General features: G+C 38.9%; 18 protein-coding genes and 1 pseudogene. 12 read left to right on the top strand and 7 right to left on the bottom strand.

Going from position 1 to position 15,191, the window contains the following annotated elements; all coding sequences use genetic code 11:
• Window positions 1–26: 26 nt before the first annotated feature.
• From AACL30_RS12305 to traM, 3 genes are all read left to right on the top strand, one after another.
• Window positions 27–713 carry a helix-turn-helix transcriptional regulator gene (locus AACL30_RS12305; protein WP_339056762.1) on the top strand — a complete coding sequence of 229 codons (687 nt, stop codon included), beginning with the start codon at window positions 27–29 and terminating at the stop codon, window positions 711–713.
• Between the two features lie 946 nt (window positions 714–1,659).
• On the top strand, window positions 1,660–1,848 hold the full coding sequence (locus AACL30_RS12310; RefSeq protein WP_339056763.1) for a hypothetical protein: 189 nt from the start codon (window positions 1,660–1,662) through the stop codon (window positions 1,846–1,848).
• Between the two features lie 578 nt (window positions 1,849–2,426).
• Window positions 2,427–2,813, top strand: a complete 387-nt coding sequence (traM, locus tag AACL30_RS12315; protein WP_339056764.1) for a conjugal transfer relaxosome DNA-binding protein TraM — start codon at window positions 2,427–2,429, stop codon at window positions 2,811–2,813.
• Between the two features lie 163 nt (window positions 2,814–2,976).
• On the opposite strand, the gene AACL30_RS16540 is transcribed toward traM, so the two are convergent.
• Window positions 2,977–3,390 (bottom strand): hypothetical protein, encoded by a 414-nt coding sequence (locus AACL30_RS16540; RefSeq protein ID WP_422389547.1) that lies wholly within the window; start codon window positions 3,388–3,390, stop codon window positions 2,977–2,979.
• 264 nt (window positions 3,391–3,654) lie between these two features.
• Between AACL30_RS16540 and AACL30_RS12320 the strand changes: the two genes are divergently transcribed.
• The 3 genes and pseudogenes from AACL30_RS12320 to AACL30_RS12330 form a co-directional block, all read left to right on the top strand.
• A complete protein-coding gene (locus tag AACL30_RS12320) occupies window positions 3,655–3,912 on the top strand; it encodes an AbrB/MazE/SpoVT family DNA-binding domain-containing protein (protein ID WP_119797955.1) in 258 nt (85 codons plus the stop codon).
• Window positions 3,909–4,310, top strand: a complete 402-nt coding sequence (locus AACL30_RS12325) for a type II toxin-antitoxin system VapC family toxin (protein WP_119797954.1) — start codon at window positions 3,909–3,911, stop codon at window positions 4,308–4,310. Before AACL30_RS12320 ends, AACL30_RS12325 begins: the two co-directional genes overlap by 4 nt.
• A gap of 43 nt (window positions 4,311–4,353) precedes the next feature.
• A pseudogene (locus tag AACL30_RS12330) lies at window positions 4,354–4,504 on the top strand (recombinase family protein); the annotation flags it as partial.
• Window positions 4,505–4,516: 12 nt separating this feature from the next.
• On the opposite strand, the gene AACL30_RS12335 reads toward AACL30_RS12330, so the two are convergent.
• From AACL30_RS12335 to AACL30_RS12345, 3 genes are read right to left on the bottom strand one after another with little or no spacing between them, the layout of a single operon-like run.
• Window positions 4,517–5,128 (bottom strand): hypothetical protein, encoded by a 612-nt coding sequence (locus AACL30_RS12335; protein WP_119797953.1) that lies wholly within the window; start codon window positions 5,126–5,128, stop codon window positions 4,517–4,519.
• The gene (locus AACL30_RS12340) at window positions 5,129–5,653 is read right to left on the bottom strand and encodes a GNAT family N-acetyltransferase (protein WP_339056765.1); all 525 of its coding nucleotides are present in this window, start codon (window positions 5,651–5,653) and stop codon (window positions 5,129–5,131) included. It lies immediately after the preceding gene.
• Window positions 5,650–5,928 carry a DUF1778 domain-containing protein gene (locus AACL30_RS12345; protein ID WP_119797951.1) on the bottom strand — a complete coding sequence of 93 codons (279 nt, stop codon included), beginning with the start codon at window positions 5,926–5,928 and terminating at the stop codon, window positions 5,650–5,652. The genes AACL30_RS12340 and AACL30_RS12345 overlap by 4 nt, the downstream gene beginning before the upstream one ends.
• Window positions 5,929–6,315: 387 nt before the next feature.
• On the opposite strand from AACL30_RS12345, the gene AACL30_RS12350 reads away from it, so the two are divergent.
• Both AACL30_RS12350 and AACL30_RS12355 read left to right on the top strand, forming a co-directional pair.
• Window positions 6,316–6,618, top strand: a complete 303-nt coding sequence (locus AACL30_RS12350) for a transposase (RefSeq protein ID WP_240313955.1) — start codon at window positions 6,316–6,318, stop codon at window positions 6,616–6,618.
• Complete coding sequence (locus tag AACL30_RS12355) at window positions 6,596–7,075, top strand: transposase (RefSeq protein ID WP_240313954.1); 480 nt, start codon at window positions 6,596–6,598, stop codon at window positions 7,073–7,075. The genes AACL30_RS12350 and AACL30_RS12355 overlap by 23 nt, the downstream gene beginning before the upstream one ends.
• Window positions 7,076–7,082: 7 nt before the next feature.
• On the opposite strand, the gene AACL30_RS12360 is transcribed toward AACL30_RS12355, so the two are convergent.
• A complete protein-coding gene (locus AACL30_RS12360; protein WP_119797950.1) occupies window positions 7,083–7,811 on the bottom strand; it encodes a PAS domain-containing protein in 729 nt (242 codons plus the stop codon).
• Between the two features lie 1,112 nt (window positions 7,812–8,923).
• On the opposite strand from AACL30_RS12360, the gene AACL30_RS12365 reads away from it, so the two are divergent.
• Window positions 8,924–9,616 (top strand): helix-turn-helix transcriptional regulator, encoded by a 693-nt coding sequence (locus AACL30_RS12365; RefSeq protein WP_339056766.1) that lies wholly within the window; start codon window positions 8,924–8,926, stop codon window positions 9,614–9,616.
• Between the two features lie 102 nt (window positions 9,617–9,718).
• On the opposite strand, the gene AACL30_RS12370 is transcribed toward AACL30_RS12365, so the two are convergent.
• A protein-coding gene (locus tag AACL30_RS12370; RefSeq protein WP_422389587.1) for an IS5 family transposase occupies window positions 9,719–10,482 on the bottom strand; the annotation gives its coding sequence in 2 pieces (ribosomal slippage) (window positions 9,719–10,122 and window positions 10,122–10,482; 765 coding nt in all).
• Window positions 10,483–10,844: 362 nt separating this feature from the next.
• Window positions 10,845–11,168, bottom strand: a complete 324-nt coding sequence (locus AACL30_RS12375; RefSeq protein WP_339056767.1) for a hypothetical protein — start codon at window positions 11,166–11,168, stop codon at window positions 10,845–10,847.
• Between the two features lie 949 nt (window positions 11,169–12,117).
• Here AACL30_RS12375 and AACL30_RS12380 point away from each other — a divergent pair.
• The 3 genes from AACL30_RS12380 to AACL30_RS12395 all read left to right on the top strand — a co-directional run bounded on the left by AACL30_RS12380 (window position 12,118) and on the right by AACL30_RS12395 (window position 15,148).
• Window positions 12,118–12,663, top strand: coding sequence for a plasmid replication initiator-like protein (locus tag AACL30_RS12380; protein ID WP_339056768.1), 546 nt, complete (start codon window positions 12,118–12,120; stop codon window positions 12,661–12,663).
• Window positions 12,664–12,865: 202 nt separating this feature from the next.
• Window positions 12,866–13,126 carry a hypothetical protein gene (locus tag AACL30_RS12385; RefSeq protein ID WP_339056769.1) on the top strand — a complete coding sequence of 87 codons (261 nt, stop codon included), beginning with the start codon at window positions 12,866–12,868 and terminating at the stop codon, window positions 13,124–13,126.
• A 972-nt stretch (window positions 13,127–14,098) separates the two neighbouring features.
• Window positions 14,099–15,148 carry a hypothetical protein gene (locus AACL30_RS12395; protein WP_339056770.1) on the top strand — a complete coding sequence of 350 codons (1,050 nt, stop codon included), beginning with the start codon at window positions 14,099–14,101 and terminating at the stop codon, window positions 15,146–15,148.
• Window positions 15,149–15,191 lie beyond the last annotated feature (43 nt).

Here is a 15,191-nt window from a genome sequence, read left to right on the forward strand (position 1 = left end):
AAGTCTAATGAACGGAGGTAACTATCATGGTCACTACTGATTTTTCTGGCGGGGTGTCTAACGTGTTAACCGTGGCGTTAGATAAATTTCCAGAACCGTACGGCATCAAAGATCTTGAATCTCGGATTGTTTATGCTAATCCGGCGCTGATTGCTTTGTTTGGCGTGAAATCTGTCTCTGATGTTGTAGGTAAATTTGATCATGAGATTAAATCAAAATTAGTGCAATTTGATAATGCGGCTGAAGAATTTCAGAAGCAGGATAAGCAGGTTATTGATACTAAATGTAGTTTGGTTACATTAGAAATTCACCCTAAGGCGATTGATCATCCGTTCATTGTTAGGAAAGTTCCTTTGTTGAATAACGAAGGGGAGTGTATTGGTATTATTGGTCATAATAGAAATCTCGAAATTTGTACTCTCAATGACTATGTAAGAGGGTCGATGCCAGGTTCATTGCTGTTGAATCGGCCTGATGATACTTTTTCAGAGCGTGAATGCGAAATAATATTTTTCAGATTACAAGGGCTAAAAAGTAGAGTTATAGGAAATATAATGTACCTTTCCTGCCGAACGATAGAGAATAGCTTGCAAAGGATGTACAACAAAGCGGGAGTTAATCACATTGATGATTTTAGAGCTTTTTGCGAAGAGAAAAATTATCATCGTTACCTTCCACGTAGATTTATAAATAGAGTATGTTGTAAATTTTAGAAAAATAAAATCATTAAATAAATATTTTTTAATAAATATCAAAAAATAAATATCTTGCAATCTAATAAATATCCCACATTAATATTTTGTTGTATATTTAATTATAGTGATTATATTTAAAATAAAACGAAACTATATCTCTGTGAAAGATTTCAACTGTGCAATGAAAAATATTTTTTACAGCTTTTGTAGCTTAAAATCGTCTTTTATATATTACGCTTTTTAAGCGCTAAATAGATAGCGAAAAAAATTAGATCATTTTTATAGAATGATAGAAAATTATTTGCAAGTGATATACGAAAAATCGGAGGTTAATTCATTACGGGAGTTTAAAAAATCCTGTCATAAAATCGGATTTTATCGCTATATTCCACAAAAGTTTATTCTGCTTGGAATATAGTTTATTGAAAATAGGATAGCATCATTATGAGTAACCGACAAAGTAGAGCGAGAAACCGAGAATTAAGATATAAAATATTAGATCAAAAGAAAAATGAAAAGAAAAAATTATTTTATAAATTAACAAATTGGCTAAAGAAAAAAAGAAAGCCAGAAAACTGTTATTTTCTCAGTATAAAATAAAATGCCTTTCCTAGAGGTAGGATAAATTATTTATTGTTCGCGATGAATAGAGAAAAGGGAAAAAAAATAAATAAGCACTCAGTTTTATTAAATGAAGACACTTGTATTATTTATTAGCGTTTAACGCAGGGCTTTGTATTGCCAGTATTTAGAAAAAATGCCCCTTCCAATAGAGAAAAAAAGTTGGCACAGATTGGATAGCTGGGCTTGGGGTGAGGACAGGATGTTCACCCTGAATCCACTCACGTGGGCGTAGGACTGATTTTTCTTAGCAAAGCAGGCAGGCGCAATCAATTTGTTTGGATGCAAGGGAGAAATCCTCATGAAAACGACCTTGACTCTGGAAAAAAGGGGCTTATGCGCCATGAGTCTTCGTGATTTAGAGCACAAATTAGTATGCTATTTTAATACGTTGCCTTTGCATCAGTATGCCGGTATTGATCATGCTTTTTGTGAGGAAGCGCTTGAGGTGCTATTGAATCTGTTGGATCAGGTTGAAGCAACCTTGCCTGAGCCTCTCATGATTGAAAATACAGGCTGTCAACTTAGTTAGCCACAAAATAATGATGACATAGCCTGTTTCCGTAGAGCTTTTTTGCTAACCCCTTTCTCTTCTTTGATAAGGGTCATGGGTAAATAGAAAGCCAATAGACCCCTGATAATTTAAAATTAAAAACAAGCTAAATTGATTGTTATTTTTCCGCGCCTTGGTATCCGCTATGCCGTGCCACAGCTATTAAAAGAAAAGTCACGAAATTCACTAGACTTAATTCCACTGAAATTCTATTTTTCTTTAAAATTTCAACCCGTGTTATACATAAAATTCAGTCTTAAATGGTATTATAAGCACTTCTTTTTTAGCCATAAGATATCCACACACTTCGCAAGATTCTATCTTGCATGATTATGTTTTATTTTCAACATGTTAACTTTAAAATGTTTATGCATTTTTGTTTTTAACTTTAAAATAGACTCTAAATAGAGTCTATTTATATTTTTTATTTTATAACAATGAGTTATATAGGTTGCTAGCCATGATGGATTCTACAACAGATTCTGTTTTTTCTGGCATGTTAGCTAGAAAGACTCTATAATAGACTCTATTTTTTTAGCTTTTAACAGAGATTAACCATGCCAAAAGTTCAGGTTTTTGTTAGTAAGGCTATTTTAGAAAACATAAACACTATTGTTATTGATAAACGTAACGATGGAGCAAAAGAACATGAAGCTAATACATCTAATACAGCATCCATGCTAATTGAGTTGGGTTTAAAGGTCTATGAATTGCAGCAGAAAAAAACAGACAGTAATTTTAATCAAACAGAATTTAACAAGGTCATATTGGAGAATGTGGTAAAAACCAGTTTTATTTGTCAGAAATTATTAGGCATTAATTCATTTATGTCTGAAATACAAGATAATGAAAAATTAGATTACAAATTGATGGCTCGTGCCGTCCGTAATGATACAGCAGAAGTGATAAATGAATTCTTCCCAAAAAATGAAGAAAACACTTAATATTAGTCTTGTTGGGGTTATTAGGCGTCAACCCAATCCCATTAAGTAAGCAATTGAGGCAAGTGGCTCATTGGATTGTTATTTTGATCAAATAAGCCACCTGACGATCATTTCGATGTTTTTTCTGGGGATTGGGCTTACCGCCCTTCCCCTTTGTGGCTTTTTATGTAGTGCTTGTTGTCGCTTCGCTCACACTCGGCGGATTATCCGATATCTGTGTATCCCCTTCTATAACTTTAGCTGTGGCGTCTATTACCTGTACAGTGCCGAAAACTCGCGCATTGCCGCGTACTTTCGTACTACCCATTAGTCGGGCATTGCCATATACCTCAGCATTCTCATATATCTCTATTTCATCATATCCATACCCAGAAGGAGTGCCTCCCACACACGTGTTACCGTACACGCGTGCATTACCGTATACACGTGCATATCTTATTCGAGCATTACCATACAGTTTCGCATTGCCTTTTAGAGTCGAATATATCAGATAAGCGTCACCATACAGTTTCGCATCGTCACTAATGCTTCCACTGTCTAGTATCGTATTGCCGTACGCTTGTGAATTGCCGTCCATTGATCCGCATATTCGAGCATTGCCGTAGACTGTCGCATTGTCACGTATATATGGCCCCGCTAAATTGGGATTGCTATAGTCCCTTGGATCCTTATTGGCCTGATGCTCCGGAACTCGCGCCCTGACGCAAAAATATCAAATTGGAAAATCTCCAATAACATCATTGTATTTACCTCGACGAAAACCCAAAACCATGATAATTGCTTGCTAGTAAGGTGATGTTGCCTTACTATATGGTCATGTTCAATAAATGAGGTTAGCAGCATGACTACCCTTACAGTCACGGCGAAAGGCCAGGTGACGTTTAAGCAAACACTTCTGAGACACCTTGGCATTAAACCCGGCCAGAAAATAAACGTCAATACGCTTCCAGGTGGTCGGGCAGTAATTCAAGCAGTGCGGGAAGGGCGAAACATTGAAGATGCATTTGGGATCCTCCGGGCAAAAAATAAGGGCAATGTTGTTTTGTCTATCGACGACATGAACGAGATAGCTCGCAAGGGTTGGGCGAGTGAAAAATGAAACTTGCCATCGATACCAATGTTGTACTCCGCTACCTGCTGGCCGATGATATAAAACAGGCCACTATAGCGCGTAAAGTAATGAAAGAAGCAATATTGGTAACTATTCCTTTGCCGGTACTTTGTGAAGTCGTATGGAACCTGTCACGAGGCTATAAACTGGCAAACGAGGATATAGCCGACGCTATAGGGATTCTCATAGAAGCTGATAACGTCAAAGTTAACCAGGGTGCAGTAGATGCCGGTATTGCAATGCTTCGTTCTGGTGGCGACTTTGCCGATGGCGTCATAGCCTATGAAGGTTTTGCCCTCGGCGGCGAGATTTTCGCTACTTTTGATAAAAAGGCTGTAGCAATACTTAAAAAGCTCGGATCTATCAGAACTCAGCTGCTCTCCTGATTGGGGAGTAGTGGAACAGCGAACCGACTTAGGAGAGCATAAAAAAGTGTGGGGTAAACAACCAAAACTCTCTGATAAACAACAGAAAGAGCCACGTCACATGCACGGAACGGGGGAGTACTCGTGCTGAAGTGTTTTCAGTATCACGTCCAACTGTGTATAGAGCTATTGGGAAACAAACGGCTAGTGTGTGATTCGTAGACCACTCAGCAATGGTTAACATCCAGCGCGATCAACCGCTTGTTCATGTCGTCCGGATGTTCCCAATAAACGGCGCCTTTTGTAGGCGCAATTTGAAAGGTTAGGTACTTTGCAATATCGTTATCATCGCAATCAGGGGCGCCAAGCACCCATACCGGATAATCAGAAACGGAGGCTTCCAGCTCGAACTTTTTACCTACCATTTCCATTTCTTCTGTTGACGCAGTGTTCCAGGAAAATACCAGTCTGGCAACGATCTGATTGCATTTTGAGCAAGGAAACACCTTGTTTTCAAGAACCTCTGTCCCTGCGGGAACAAAGTTTGGCGGGAAGGCGTCACGTCTTAAATACTCAGGCTTTTTAGCTATATGCACCAGTAGCGCATCTGACATTTGCTGTGCTACCAAAGCGACAATTGTTTTGTTCCTATCTTGTGGCTCCTCAACATAGGGCTGAAGCTGAGTATCACCTAACGGAGTACCACAAACAACGATGCCGCCTATTTCTTCATGGCCGTTTCTAAAAATGACATAGGTGTTTCCGCGCTTTTTAACGGAGATACTGGCCGGGAGTTTGCTGAGGTTTGTCGCTTCATATTTTGAATTTTCATCATTCATTTAGAGTTTCCCTGCTGTAGTAAGTGCAGCATGAATCGTTTTTAACGGCAACAACAGAGACAAAGGCGCATCTAACAGTGGAACAGCACCATAACTCGCATACCAATGAGCTACTTGCTCACTCTTAGCATCAATCATAAGCGCGACACCGCCTGCCTGTGTGGCAACCAAAAGGCAGCGTCGCCCTGCTGCAAGTAATAACTGCCCACCAAGCCCTTTCCCCTGTACTGAAATATCTACAGCCAGACGGCCAAGCCGAAATACGGGCACTTCATGCCGAGCCAAACCACGTTTTATCACCTCCGGGGCGCGTTCGTAAGCAATGGAGGCGGGGCTAAGGCTGTAGTAACCCAAAACCTTTTGATTGCTGTCACTAACAGCAAGGTAGGTTTTTGCCCCACCTTTCTCATGGCTCTGCCGCGCATGACGATGTAAAAATTGATTCAACGTATCATCACCACAATCGAAGGCTGCGCGATCATGATGTTTACCTATGGGAGCTTCGTGCCAACCTGGTAACGTCATGACAGCATCGGCAAAGAAAATGCAGCCGTCATCAACTTATCGTTGGGTGTCGGCGGATTATCCAAAAGCTCCAGTACATGTAAACTGTCTCTCTCTGTGAGTTCCAGCCGTTCGTTATCGTCGATAATTTTTCGTGCTACCGACACCACATTACGAATTACAAATTCAGTCAGGTTAGTATGCTGTATAGCGGCTGCGCGTATTAACAACGATTTTTCTTCCGAGGCAATACGCAATGACATACGGTCATTGGTTTCTACTAGGAGCTGAGGCATGGGAGATCTTTCCTTTTTTTACGTATTAAAATAGTACAATAAAGTCGGGTAAACAACAATATGTATGTATTGAATGCGTACATGAAAAGTATCAAACATGGGGTTGTACGCCGGAAATTTCGTCACTTCATCTTAGTTGAAAAGATCGTAGTAACTAAGAAGTAGCTTCACCAACAGGAACACAACGATGGCTAAGAGCGTGCTGAGAAAGCTAGATTCATCGAAACGCCTAAAGTTAGTTTTTCATGTGTATGAATGAGCGCAAATACTCAAAAAGATTGAGAACCCGTCTTGAAATAATTTAATCTTGCTTGGCAAGAGTAAATATACTGTTTTACAATAATTTTTTCGTAAACCTGCCTATTTTTATTTTTCTGGGAATATTTTGTGTACCAAAGTGACTTAAAAGACGCCGAATGGTTGATAATAAAGAATTATTTCAACCCTAGTGATAAACGAGGCCGCAAATCGAAACATGATAAAAAAACAATTGTGGATGCGATTTTGTATGTCGTGAAAAGCGGCTGCCAGTGGCGGATGATGCCAAAAGATTTCCCCCCGTGGAAGACGGTTTATGACCATTTCAGCCGCTGGAATAAAGCAGGCGTATGGGAATGTGCCCTAGATAAGCTAAACGAGCAATATCGCCACTCAAAAAAAAAGAAGGGTGCCCAGTTATGCGATTATTGATTCCCAAAGCGTTAAAACGGTCTATGCCAGCGAAGAAAGAGGATTCGATGGCGGTAAGAAAATAAAAGGCAGAAAACGGCATATTATCGTTGATACATTGGGGAATTTACTGCATGTGTCGGTACACAAAGCCAATATCAACGACACGAAAGCGGGCGTTGCTGTATTCGAACGAGCCGCTGAAAAATATCCATCAATCAAAGCGTTTTCGGGGGATGCCGGCTATCGGGGCACAGCAGTAGAATTTGTTGAAGAGCGATTAAAACTGAAATTAAACATCTCGACAAAAATTAAAGATGTCTTCGCGGTCTTGCCTATACGGTGGATTGTTGAACGTACCTTTGCTTCGCTTAATGGGTTTCGGCGCCTGGCAAAGGAGGTTGAAATCCTTACCGCCACCGCTGAAAATATATTCAGAATTGCTATGGTACGTCTTACTCTTGCCAAACTACGATGAAATTATTTCAAGACAGCCTCTGAGACTGTACTCTGGGTTTTACAAATTCAGGGGGAATATATAGATCTAAACCTATCGTTCCACACCATTCTCTGAAATCTTTTAAAGAACTGACACCTGCTTTATCATATATGACCCTTAGGTTATTTTCTATCGTCTTTTTAGCACGGCAAAGTCTATCCCCCACCATTTTAGCTGTCATGGGCTGTAATATAAAAAATATCACTCTAAGTTCTTTCTCGGTAAAGAGGGTCGTGGGAGGAGTAAGCGTTAAAACAGAAGGCGTTCGCTGGTTCACATATTGAGAAAGAGAAATAAAATTTAACTTGCTTGCATTTGTTAAAGTACCTATACATTCACCCAATTTATTGTAAATTGGAAATCTTGGAAGGTAATAAGGTTCCAGTATTTTTTTTCGCCCATAAAAATTAGTTGAGATAATAGCTACACGCTTTCCGGTCTTTTCTGCTTTTCTGTCGTTTGCTTGGTATTCTGCGGCGAATTCTGCCCAATCAGCCGGGCATTCGTTGTCCAATTTACCTTCAATGTTAAAATTAGCGGGTAAGCCTAAGAAATCAAGCCCCGCTTGATTGACATATACATATCGTGATTGGCAGTCTCTTATAACCCATGGTTCATTGCTATGTTCTGTGATTGAAATGAGTGGTAATGAATTTAGAGATTCTACAACCAAATTTTGAGAGTTTTGTATTTTATCTGATTTAATTTTATCCATCATATATCTCCTAAGACTAAAACAAAACCCTGAGTGACAACAGAGAATTCAGCAAATCTCTAAGTCAGAGTAAGTACAATTTACTCCTGTAAAAAGTGAGTTTCAAGAGTGTGTGTATATTTTGTTATTTGGTTTTTCCGTCGTGAGGTTTGAGCTACCGTTCAAAGATAATGCATTTGGTTTTAAATATTTTGACCTATGTGTGTTTTGATGGCTTTGTTGCAGTATTAAAGTCTCGGATCTTTTGATGTTCTTAGGTAAATCGAGGAGACTTATGATGTCGTTATATATCCCACGTTTTTCTTCGAGGGAATAATTATCTGTGTTAGAGAAAATGTGTTTTCGGAGAGTGATAAAGCTTATTTTCATCATAAGTGGTCGAGTAGCCCAAGGGAATCTCACCCTTATGCTCTCCTATGGTACCCATAGTTGCAGAATAAGCACAAAGTTCCTACGTACGGTTTAATGTTCTGTTAAAAAAGTGAAGAAAAAAGGTATCAAGTACTCTATATGGAAAACATCCAGATAGTATCTTGTTCAAATGGAGGAACATAGGTGAAGTAAGGTGTGTGACACGTTTATTGATGAACACGAAGAAATGAAGAATAGATTGCTAATGCTGAATAAATTAAGAAAACCGCTATGGTAACTGATCACTTAATTGAGGGCACTAAACCAGAATCTGAAGTAGAGTCAACTTGCTTATATTTATTTTTATATTCGACAAACTTTCAGTCATATGGAGCATTAAGTACTGATGTTGAATATGTTATGTAACATGGTAATGCTTGTGAAGCAAATAGTGGAAAATTATGAATGATGAATGTGACATAATTAGTTTTGGGTTCCATTATAATTAAATTTATAAAGTGGATGTATGTAAAATTTTAAGGATAAATACTGTAATAATAATATGATTGATATTCTATATCACATTATGTATTTATTTTCTTTGTAAGACTGATACCAGGGAAAACATTATAACTAGTTATAATATATCATATTAATGATGGATGCTAAATTTTGTTTTTGTAATACAAGTTTTTCAAAAAATTAAAATAATTATTAGTCTTCTTACAAATAAAAATTAATTGGAGGGAGATTTATTTTTTATGAAAAAGATGGCGGTTTCGTTAAAATCATTTTCCCTTATTTCTATAATGGAACACAGTGAAGATATTTGGGGAATAAAAGATTGTGAATCACGGTTTATTTATACCAATCGTGCTTTTCGTAAATTTTTAAATATCCCTGATAAATTTAAAATTGAAGGAAAAAGCGATGATCAACTTCCCACACCGGTCGCGGAATTTGCTGAAGAATTGAAAAAACAGGATCAAGAAACTATCAGCAGTGGGCAAAGAGTAACTATCATTAAAACCCATTTTTTTGGTCGAGAGAAAAAGTTGCAACCTTATTTGTATGAAAAATTTCCGCTCTATGATGAAAATAATGAGTGCGTAGGCACGGTGTTTTATGGCAAAAAAATGGATTTTGTTTCACCACAGCAATATGCGAGCAGGATCACCCCATCAGGATTAAAGGTGGCTCCTCCAATGAAATTATTTAACAAGTTCATATTTTTCATATTACAGTCGATGAGTGCTAAGGAGATCGCGAGGAAACTTTCTCGCTCTCATCGAACGATAGAAAATAATTTATGCAGGATGTACCAAAAATCGGCAGTCAGTTCCTTGAAAGAATTTAGAAAATTTTGCCAGAAAACCGGATTTGATCGTTATATTCCACCTGAATTTATCCCGCTTGGTATCCAGTTTATTGAAAATAGGGAGGCGTCATTATGAGCAATCGACAAAGTAGAGCGAGAAACCGAGAATTAAGATATAAGATATTAGATAAAAAGAGAAATGAAAATAAAAAATTATTTTATAAATTATATAGTGTCGTCATGAGATCTTGAGCCATAGAGCAAGGCATCGTATTTGTACAGCAGCGAGAAAAGAGGAGGTATTTTTTGCATAACGAGTAGCAATACCTCGCCAGCGCTTTAGGTGCAGAAAAGCATTTTCCACGAGATGTCGATGCTTGTAGAGCGCTTTATCGTACTCACGTTGAATTTTACGATTCTTTTTAGGTGGTATTACGATTTGCATGCCGGCTTCTTCTGCTTTTTTAATGATGTTATCACTGTCATAGCCCTTGTCAGCCAACAGATATTCTGCTGCAATACCTTTGGTTAAATTCGTTGCTTGCTGACAATCTGCTGTGGTACCTGATGTAATAAAAATTCTGACCGGCATACCATGCGCATCCACGGCCAGATGTATCTTACTGTTGAGCCCCCTTTTGTGCGCTCCATATCCTGATTACCGCCTTTTGCGCCTGCTGCATGAGGGTGAACTTTGCTATGAGTGGCATCAATCATCAGCCATTCAAAATCTGGCTCCACAATCAGCGCTTCGAGCAGAGACTCCCATAGCCCCTTGTCACGCCAGCGGCAAAACCGGCGATGAGTATTTTTCCAACCGCCATAATCAGGCGGTAAATCACGCCAGGGAGCGCCGGTTCTCAATATCCAGAAAACAGCATTAATAAACTGCCTGTTATCTCTGGCTATGCCACCCCAAGTGCCTTTTCTCCCCGGGAGATGAGCTTCCAATAGGCTCCAAACATGATCGGATATATCGTGGCGGCGATGGGCTAAATTCATTCCCGAATCATCTTTCATTATTGAATCATCTCAACAGTTGTCGTTATTTGTTACATGATAATATATTTTTTATTACGTGACGACACTACTTAATAAATTGGCTAAAGAAAAAAAGAAAGCCAGAAAATCGCTATTTACCAAATATAAAATAAAACGCCTTTCCTAGAGGTATAATAAATTATTCACTGTTCGTGATGAATATAGAAAAGAGAAAAAAAGAATAAGTGCTGAAAATTTGCGATGCGCTTCGCAGATTATAAAAGGGATGAAGGATTTATTTTAATAATAAGAGTTAACGTGAAGCAGTCATGCGCTGCACGGGAAATCCTTGCCGTTTTATTACATGAAGACATTTTTATTATTTATTCGTGTTTAACGCAGGGCTTTGTATTGCCTGCATTTAGAGAAAAACCCCTTTTCCAATAGGGGATAAAGCGGACAGAAACTGTCAGCACAGATTGGATAGCCGGGCTTGGGGCGAGAACAGGATGTTTTTCGACGAACAGGGCGACTGGTTCGAATTCAGGGATCAGCAATCCAAGTAACAAAAGTGAATTCACTCTGCGTCCACGCAAGTGGGCGCAGGACTGAGTTTTCTTGGCAAAACAGGCAATCAATTTGTTTGGATACAAGGGAGGAACCCTCATGAAAACGACCTTGACCCCGGAAAAAAGAGGCTTATGCACTATAACTCCTTGCGATTTAAGGGACAAATTCGCAGGCTATTTGAATACGTTACCGTTGCATCAGGAGGCCGGCAGGGATCATGCTTTTTGTGAGGAAGCGCTTGACGGGTTGTTGGAGCTGTTGGATCAGGTTGAAGCGGGCTTGGGGTCGTTTGACGAAAGGTAAATTCAGACCGCTACAGCCAATCCCTAATCCTTAGCGGGATGATTAAACCGATTTTTTAAAAATTTGAATTAAAACGGATTTTTTAGATCCGCAACGCTCGCCGCAAGAATGGCCTTCGCTTTGCGAAGGCCGTTCGAGGAAGCGGAATATCATCTGGTGTCAAAAAGGAACTCGGTCACTCTTTGATAAAAAAGTAAGCACTGGGGTTGTGTTTTTGGCTGGCGGAAGTCGTAAGAATATAATAGAAGGAGGTAGTGGTATTTTTTTATTTAAATTCAATTAATTATAATAATTATTTATCCTCATATTATTAAGGAACATTAGTCCCCAATATGAGGATATGTAACACAGGGGTAAATTTTTAAGTATTTTTTATTAAAAAATTAATACCTTAAAAATACGGCGTATGTATACAATATAATAGAATGAGAATATATATATAATTTATTGAAAAATAACATTTTTATAAAACTTTTTATAACTGAGATGATTATAAATTATAACTGGCTCAGTTAATGTTTATAACCGTCTCAGTTAAGCTAGTGTAGAAATAGAAAGGTATCATCAATTAATAAATTGATATTAAAATAATTTTTTATTGTTGATATGCTCATGTTGTGCACCTCTTCAGCTCATGAGCTATGAGCACTAATGAGTTTACTTAAATTTTTTTGATGCATGTTGACTCACCCTCGGTTTTGATTAATACTCTAGCTATATTGCCTCATATGAGAGCACTCATAACTCATAAATGAGCACTTATAGGCTCACGGGATGCGCACCATGGAAAAAGAATCAGTTGATGATCTAAGGAAAAAATTATCAAAAACAAGAAATCTACTTAATCTAACGACTGATAAGTTGAATGACGTTATTGCTGAGCAGCGCAGGACAAAGAATTTTGTTCCAGGTGGTTACTATATGATGTCTCGTGAGGCTGAAAAAAACTTGAGAGCTTTACAGCAAGAAAGCCCAGCAGCATCACTAGTATTTAGTATAATTCGGGAACATATGCAGATTGGAACAAATGCAGTAACTATATCCAATAGAGCCTTATGCAAAATTATAGATAAGTCTAGAGCAACTATCACAAGGGCAGTATCTCATTTAGCCAAGCATAACTATGTACAAATAATAAAAACAGGAAATGTTAATACTTATGTGGTGAACGAAAAAATTGCTTTTTCTGGAAGTCCTTTTCAAAGAAAGGCTGTTTTTTCGGCAACTATCGTCGCGCATGAATGTGAACAGGAAAAAGGATGGGAAGAAGTTAAGAAACTTAAAGCTGTACCAGTAATTTATAGTGAAAATGAAATTAGTTATGACTAATTAATCGCTACTCGCAGGTGAGCCAACACCTACGAATAGCTAATCCAAAACCTAACTAAACTAGGAGTCGGACTATGAAAAAGTCTACCTTCCGCGTGCTCATATGTGAAGCACAACCTATCATACTGGTGTTGTTTGCCCGTATTTCGCACAACTTGACCTTGCGTCAACGCACACATCTCCTGAAGTTGGGAGGTGCAGCATGAATAAATCCCTGATGTTGACCTGCCTGCACAGTACTGATCCCTGTGGTCTCACTGATGCCGCATCCACGATTTATGCCAATCCACCGCTGTGTGAGCTGCTGGGCAAGACTGATAGCACAGTTCCGTCTCACGCGATGACTGTCTTTCAAGCGCAAGAGAAACAGACCCGCACCCAGCAGTCCCTCTTATCCGTGCTCAATATCCTGCCTTATGGACTTGAACAGATAATACGTTTATATGAACGCCCTGGGCAGTAAGCAAAAAACCCGTGACATGATAATGTTTCCGTACGAAATATATGTACGAATTACATCATAGGTACGAAAGCACTTTATCTGCGAGGGGTAATCCAGAAATCAGAAGCTTAAACGCGATTTTACGTGTTATGGGCTTGCGTCTTGCTGTTCAACCTATCACTACTAATGAAATTAGGCCGTGACCTCTTTGGCGATAGCATTCAATAATCTGGCCTTAAGAGGAGAGCATAAAAAAATCTGGGCAATCATCCAAATCATTTCCATTGACGATAAAATCATTAACCTATTTTGAGTCTACTCAACCACGACTCGATGAAAACGTTCTTCCGTATAGTTACTGGGAATTTTGATCAAAACTTTCCAAGTTTTCAGGTTATTATAAATACGTTGTCCAGTCATAAAACACAAGTGTAATTAATCGCTTGTATTTTGCATATAGTTGGCGTAGGCTGCACCATAGTTGGGTTATTGCAACCTGGCATATACCTGTCTTGTTTTATAATACTCACTGAGTTCACTAAATAATTATTAGCCTCCCTAAGCAATTTTTTTACACCATAAATAATGCTGAAATGAAAAATTATTAAAAATATTATTTCATAAAATAATGCACCCAACGTGTTTGTTTTTTAGTTACCTCTAATAAATTAAAACTAAAATAAATTGAAGCCTCGTTGAAGATTTTTAGTATTCAAAAAATAAAGCTTATTCGCGATTATCAAATCATGACCGCTATTTTATTCGTTCTCACACTCGCTGATTAATTCGCAGTAATAGTTGTCTTACTCACCTTTTTTGTTCTGAATAAATTTTCATTTTCATCAGGGACTAATTATTTAAATTGATAAATCTGACTGTTGATGCTGGATAAGTGCGCTTATCAGGAACCGGCCAATCATTTTATGCCCGATATGGAAATATCGAGCCAATCACCGCGCGTTAATCGCGCTTTTTTATATTTAAGGAGAGAATATGAGTGATAAGTATGAGTTAATTGAACCACGAGAAATTGATGGTGTGACGTTTTACAGAATTAGAGCATTGAAGTATTTCGGCAATCAGTATCCAGGATCAGAGGGGGGATTGATTGAAAAAGTGGCTAATCTCTCGCAAACAGGTCTCTCGTGGGTTGGCTATGATTCACGGGTTTATGGTGATGCTCGCGTGTTTGACGATGCCCATATCGGAGCCAGAGTCGGAATCGCAGTTAATGGAAGTGCTGTAAGAGTCTACGGTCAAGCACAAATATATGACCGAGCACTCGTATTTGGAAATGTACAGGTGTACGGCCAGGCACAAATATATGATCAAGCATGGGTGAGTGATGGCGTGTGCGTCTACGGTGAAGCACAGATCTATGGTTCGTCCAATGTGCATGGCTACGCGCAGATCTACGATAAGGCACAAGTATTTGATTGTGCAACTATTTTTACCAATGTAAGGGTAAACGGCAATGCGAAAGTCTACAACAATGCACAAATCTACAACAAGCATCCAGGGGACTATAGCACTCCCAATTTAATAGGGCCACATATATGGGGTAATGCAAGAGTCTACGGCAGTGCTCGAGTACACGGATTAATGGATGGCAATTCACAAGCGTACGGCAAGGCGATAAACGATGGGAGCATTCATGACGACGCACAACTGTATGGTGACGCTTATCTGGATGGGAGTCTAAAAGGTCATGCAAAAGTGTATGGTAATGCGCGAATATACGATGCAAATATATACGGTAATGCACGAGTGTACGGTAGCGCGTGTGTAGGTCGCACAAAGTCGCGAGGATATGATCGAATAGATATATATGAGAATGCTAAAATATACGGTAATGCTCGAGTAATGGGTAATACGACAGTGCGCGGTAATGCGCGAGTTTTTGGCACTGTACAGGTAACAGACACAGCAGTTAATGTTATAGCAGAGGATACACAGATATCGGATACTACGCCGAGTGTGAACGAAGCGACAAACGTTAGCAGGGGGAGGGCGGTAAGCCCAATCCCTAGAAAAAATGCCTAAATGGTCGTCAGGTGTCTTATCCCTAAAGGTACAGACCTAAGAG

It is taken from the genome of Candidatus Regiella endosymbiont of Tuberolachnus salignus (genome assembly GCF_964020115.1).
Lineage (GTDB): Bacteria > Pseudomonadota > Gammaproteobacteria > Enterobacterales > Enterobacteriaceae > Regiella > Regiella insecticola.

Bases quoted from the DNA above. Each gene is read 5' to 3' on its own strand.
- AACL30_RS16540 (WP_422389547.1), bottom strand. From the start codon at position 3,390: ATGGACGGCAATTCACAAGCGTACGGCAATACGATACTAGACAGTGGA.
- AACL30_RS12365 (WP_339056766.1), top strand. From the start codon at position 8,924: ATGAAAAAGATGGCGGTTTCGTTAAAATCATTTTCCCTTATTTCTATA.
- AACL30_RS12320 (WP_119797955.1), top strand. From the start codon at position 3,655: ATGACTACCCTTACAGTCACGGCGAAAGGCCAGGTGACGTTTAAGCAA.
- AACL30_RS12395 (WP_339056770.1), top strand. From the start codon at position 14,099: ATGAGTGATAAGTATGAGTTAATTGAACCACGAGAAATTGATGGTGTG.
- AACL30_RS12325 (WP_119797954.1), top strand. From the start codon at position 3,909: ATGAAACTTGCCATCGATACCAATGTTGTACTCCGCTACCTGCTGGCC.
- AACL30_RS12385 (WP_339056769.1), top strand. From the start codon at position 12,866: ATGAATAAATCCCTGATGTTGACCTGCCTGCACAGTACTGATCCCTGT.
- AACL30_RS12335 (WP_119797953.1), bottom strand. From the start codon at position 5,128: ATGAATGATGAAAATTCAAAATATGAAGCGACAAACCTCAGCAAACTC.
- AACL30_RS12360 (WP_119797950.1), bottom strand. From the start codon at position 7,811: ATGGATAAAATTAAATCAGATAAAATACAAAACTCTCAAAATTTGGTT.
- AACL30_RS12345 (WP_119797951.1), bottom strand. From the start codon at position 5,928: ATGCCTCAGCTCCTAGTAGAAACCAATGACCGTATGTCATTGCGTATT.
- AACL30_RS12340 (WP_339056765.1), bottom strand. From the start codon at position 5,653: ATGACGTTACCAGGTTGGCACGAAGCTCCCATAGGTAAACATCATGAT.
- AACL30_RS12380 (WP_339056768.1), top strand. From the start codon at position 12,118: ATGGAAAAAGAATCAGTTGATGATCTAAGGAAAAAATTATCAAAAACA.
- AACL30_RS12305 (WP_339056762.1), top strand. From the start codon at position 27: ATGGTCACTACTGATTTTTCTGGCGGGGTGTCTAACGTGTTAACCGTG.
- AACL30_RS12310 (WP_339056763.1), top strand. From the start codon at position 1,660: ATGAGTCTTCGTGATTTAGAGCACAAATTAGTATGCTATTTTAATACG.
- traM (WP_339056764.1), top strand. From the start codon at position 2,427: ATGCCAAAAGTTCAGGTTTTTGTTAGTAAGGCTATTTTAGAAAACATA.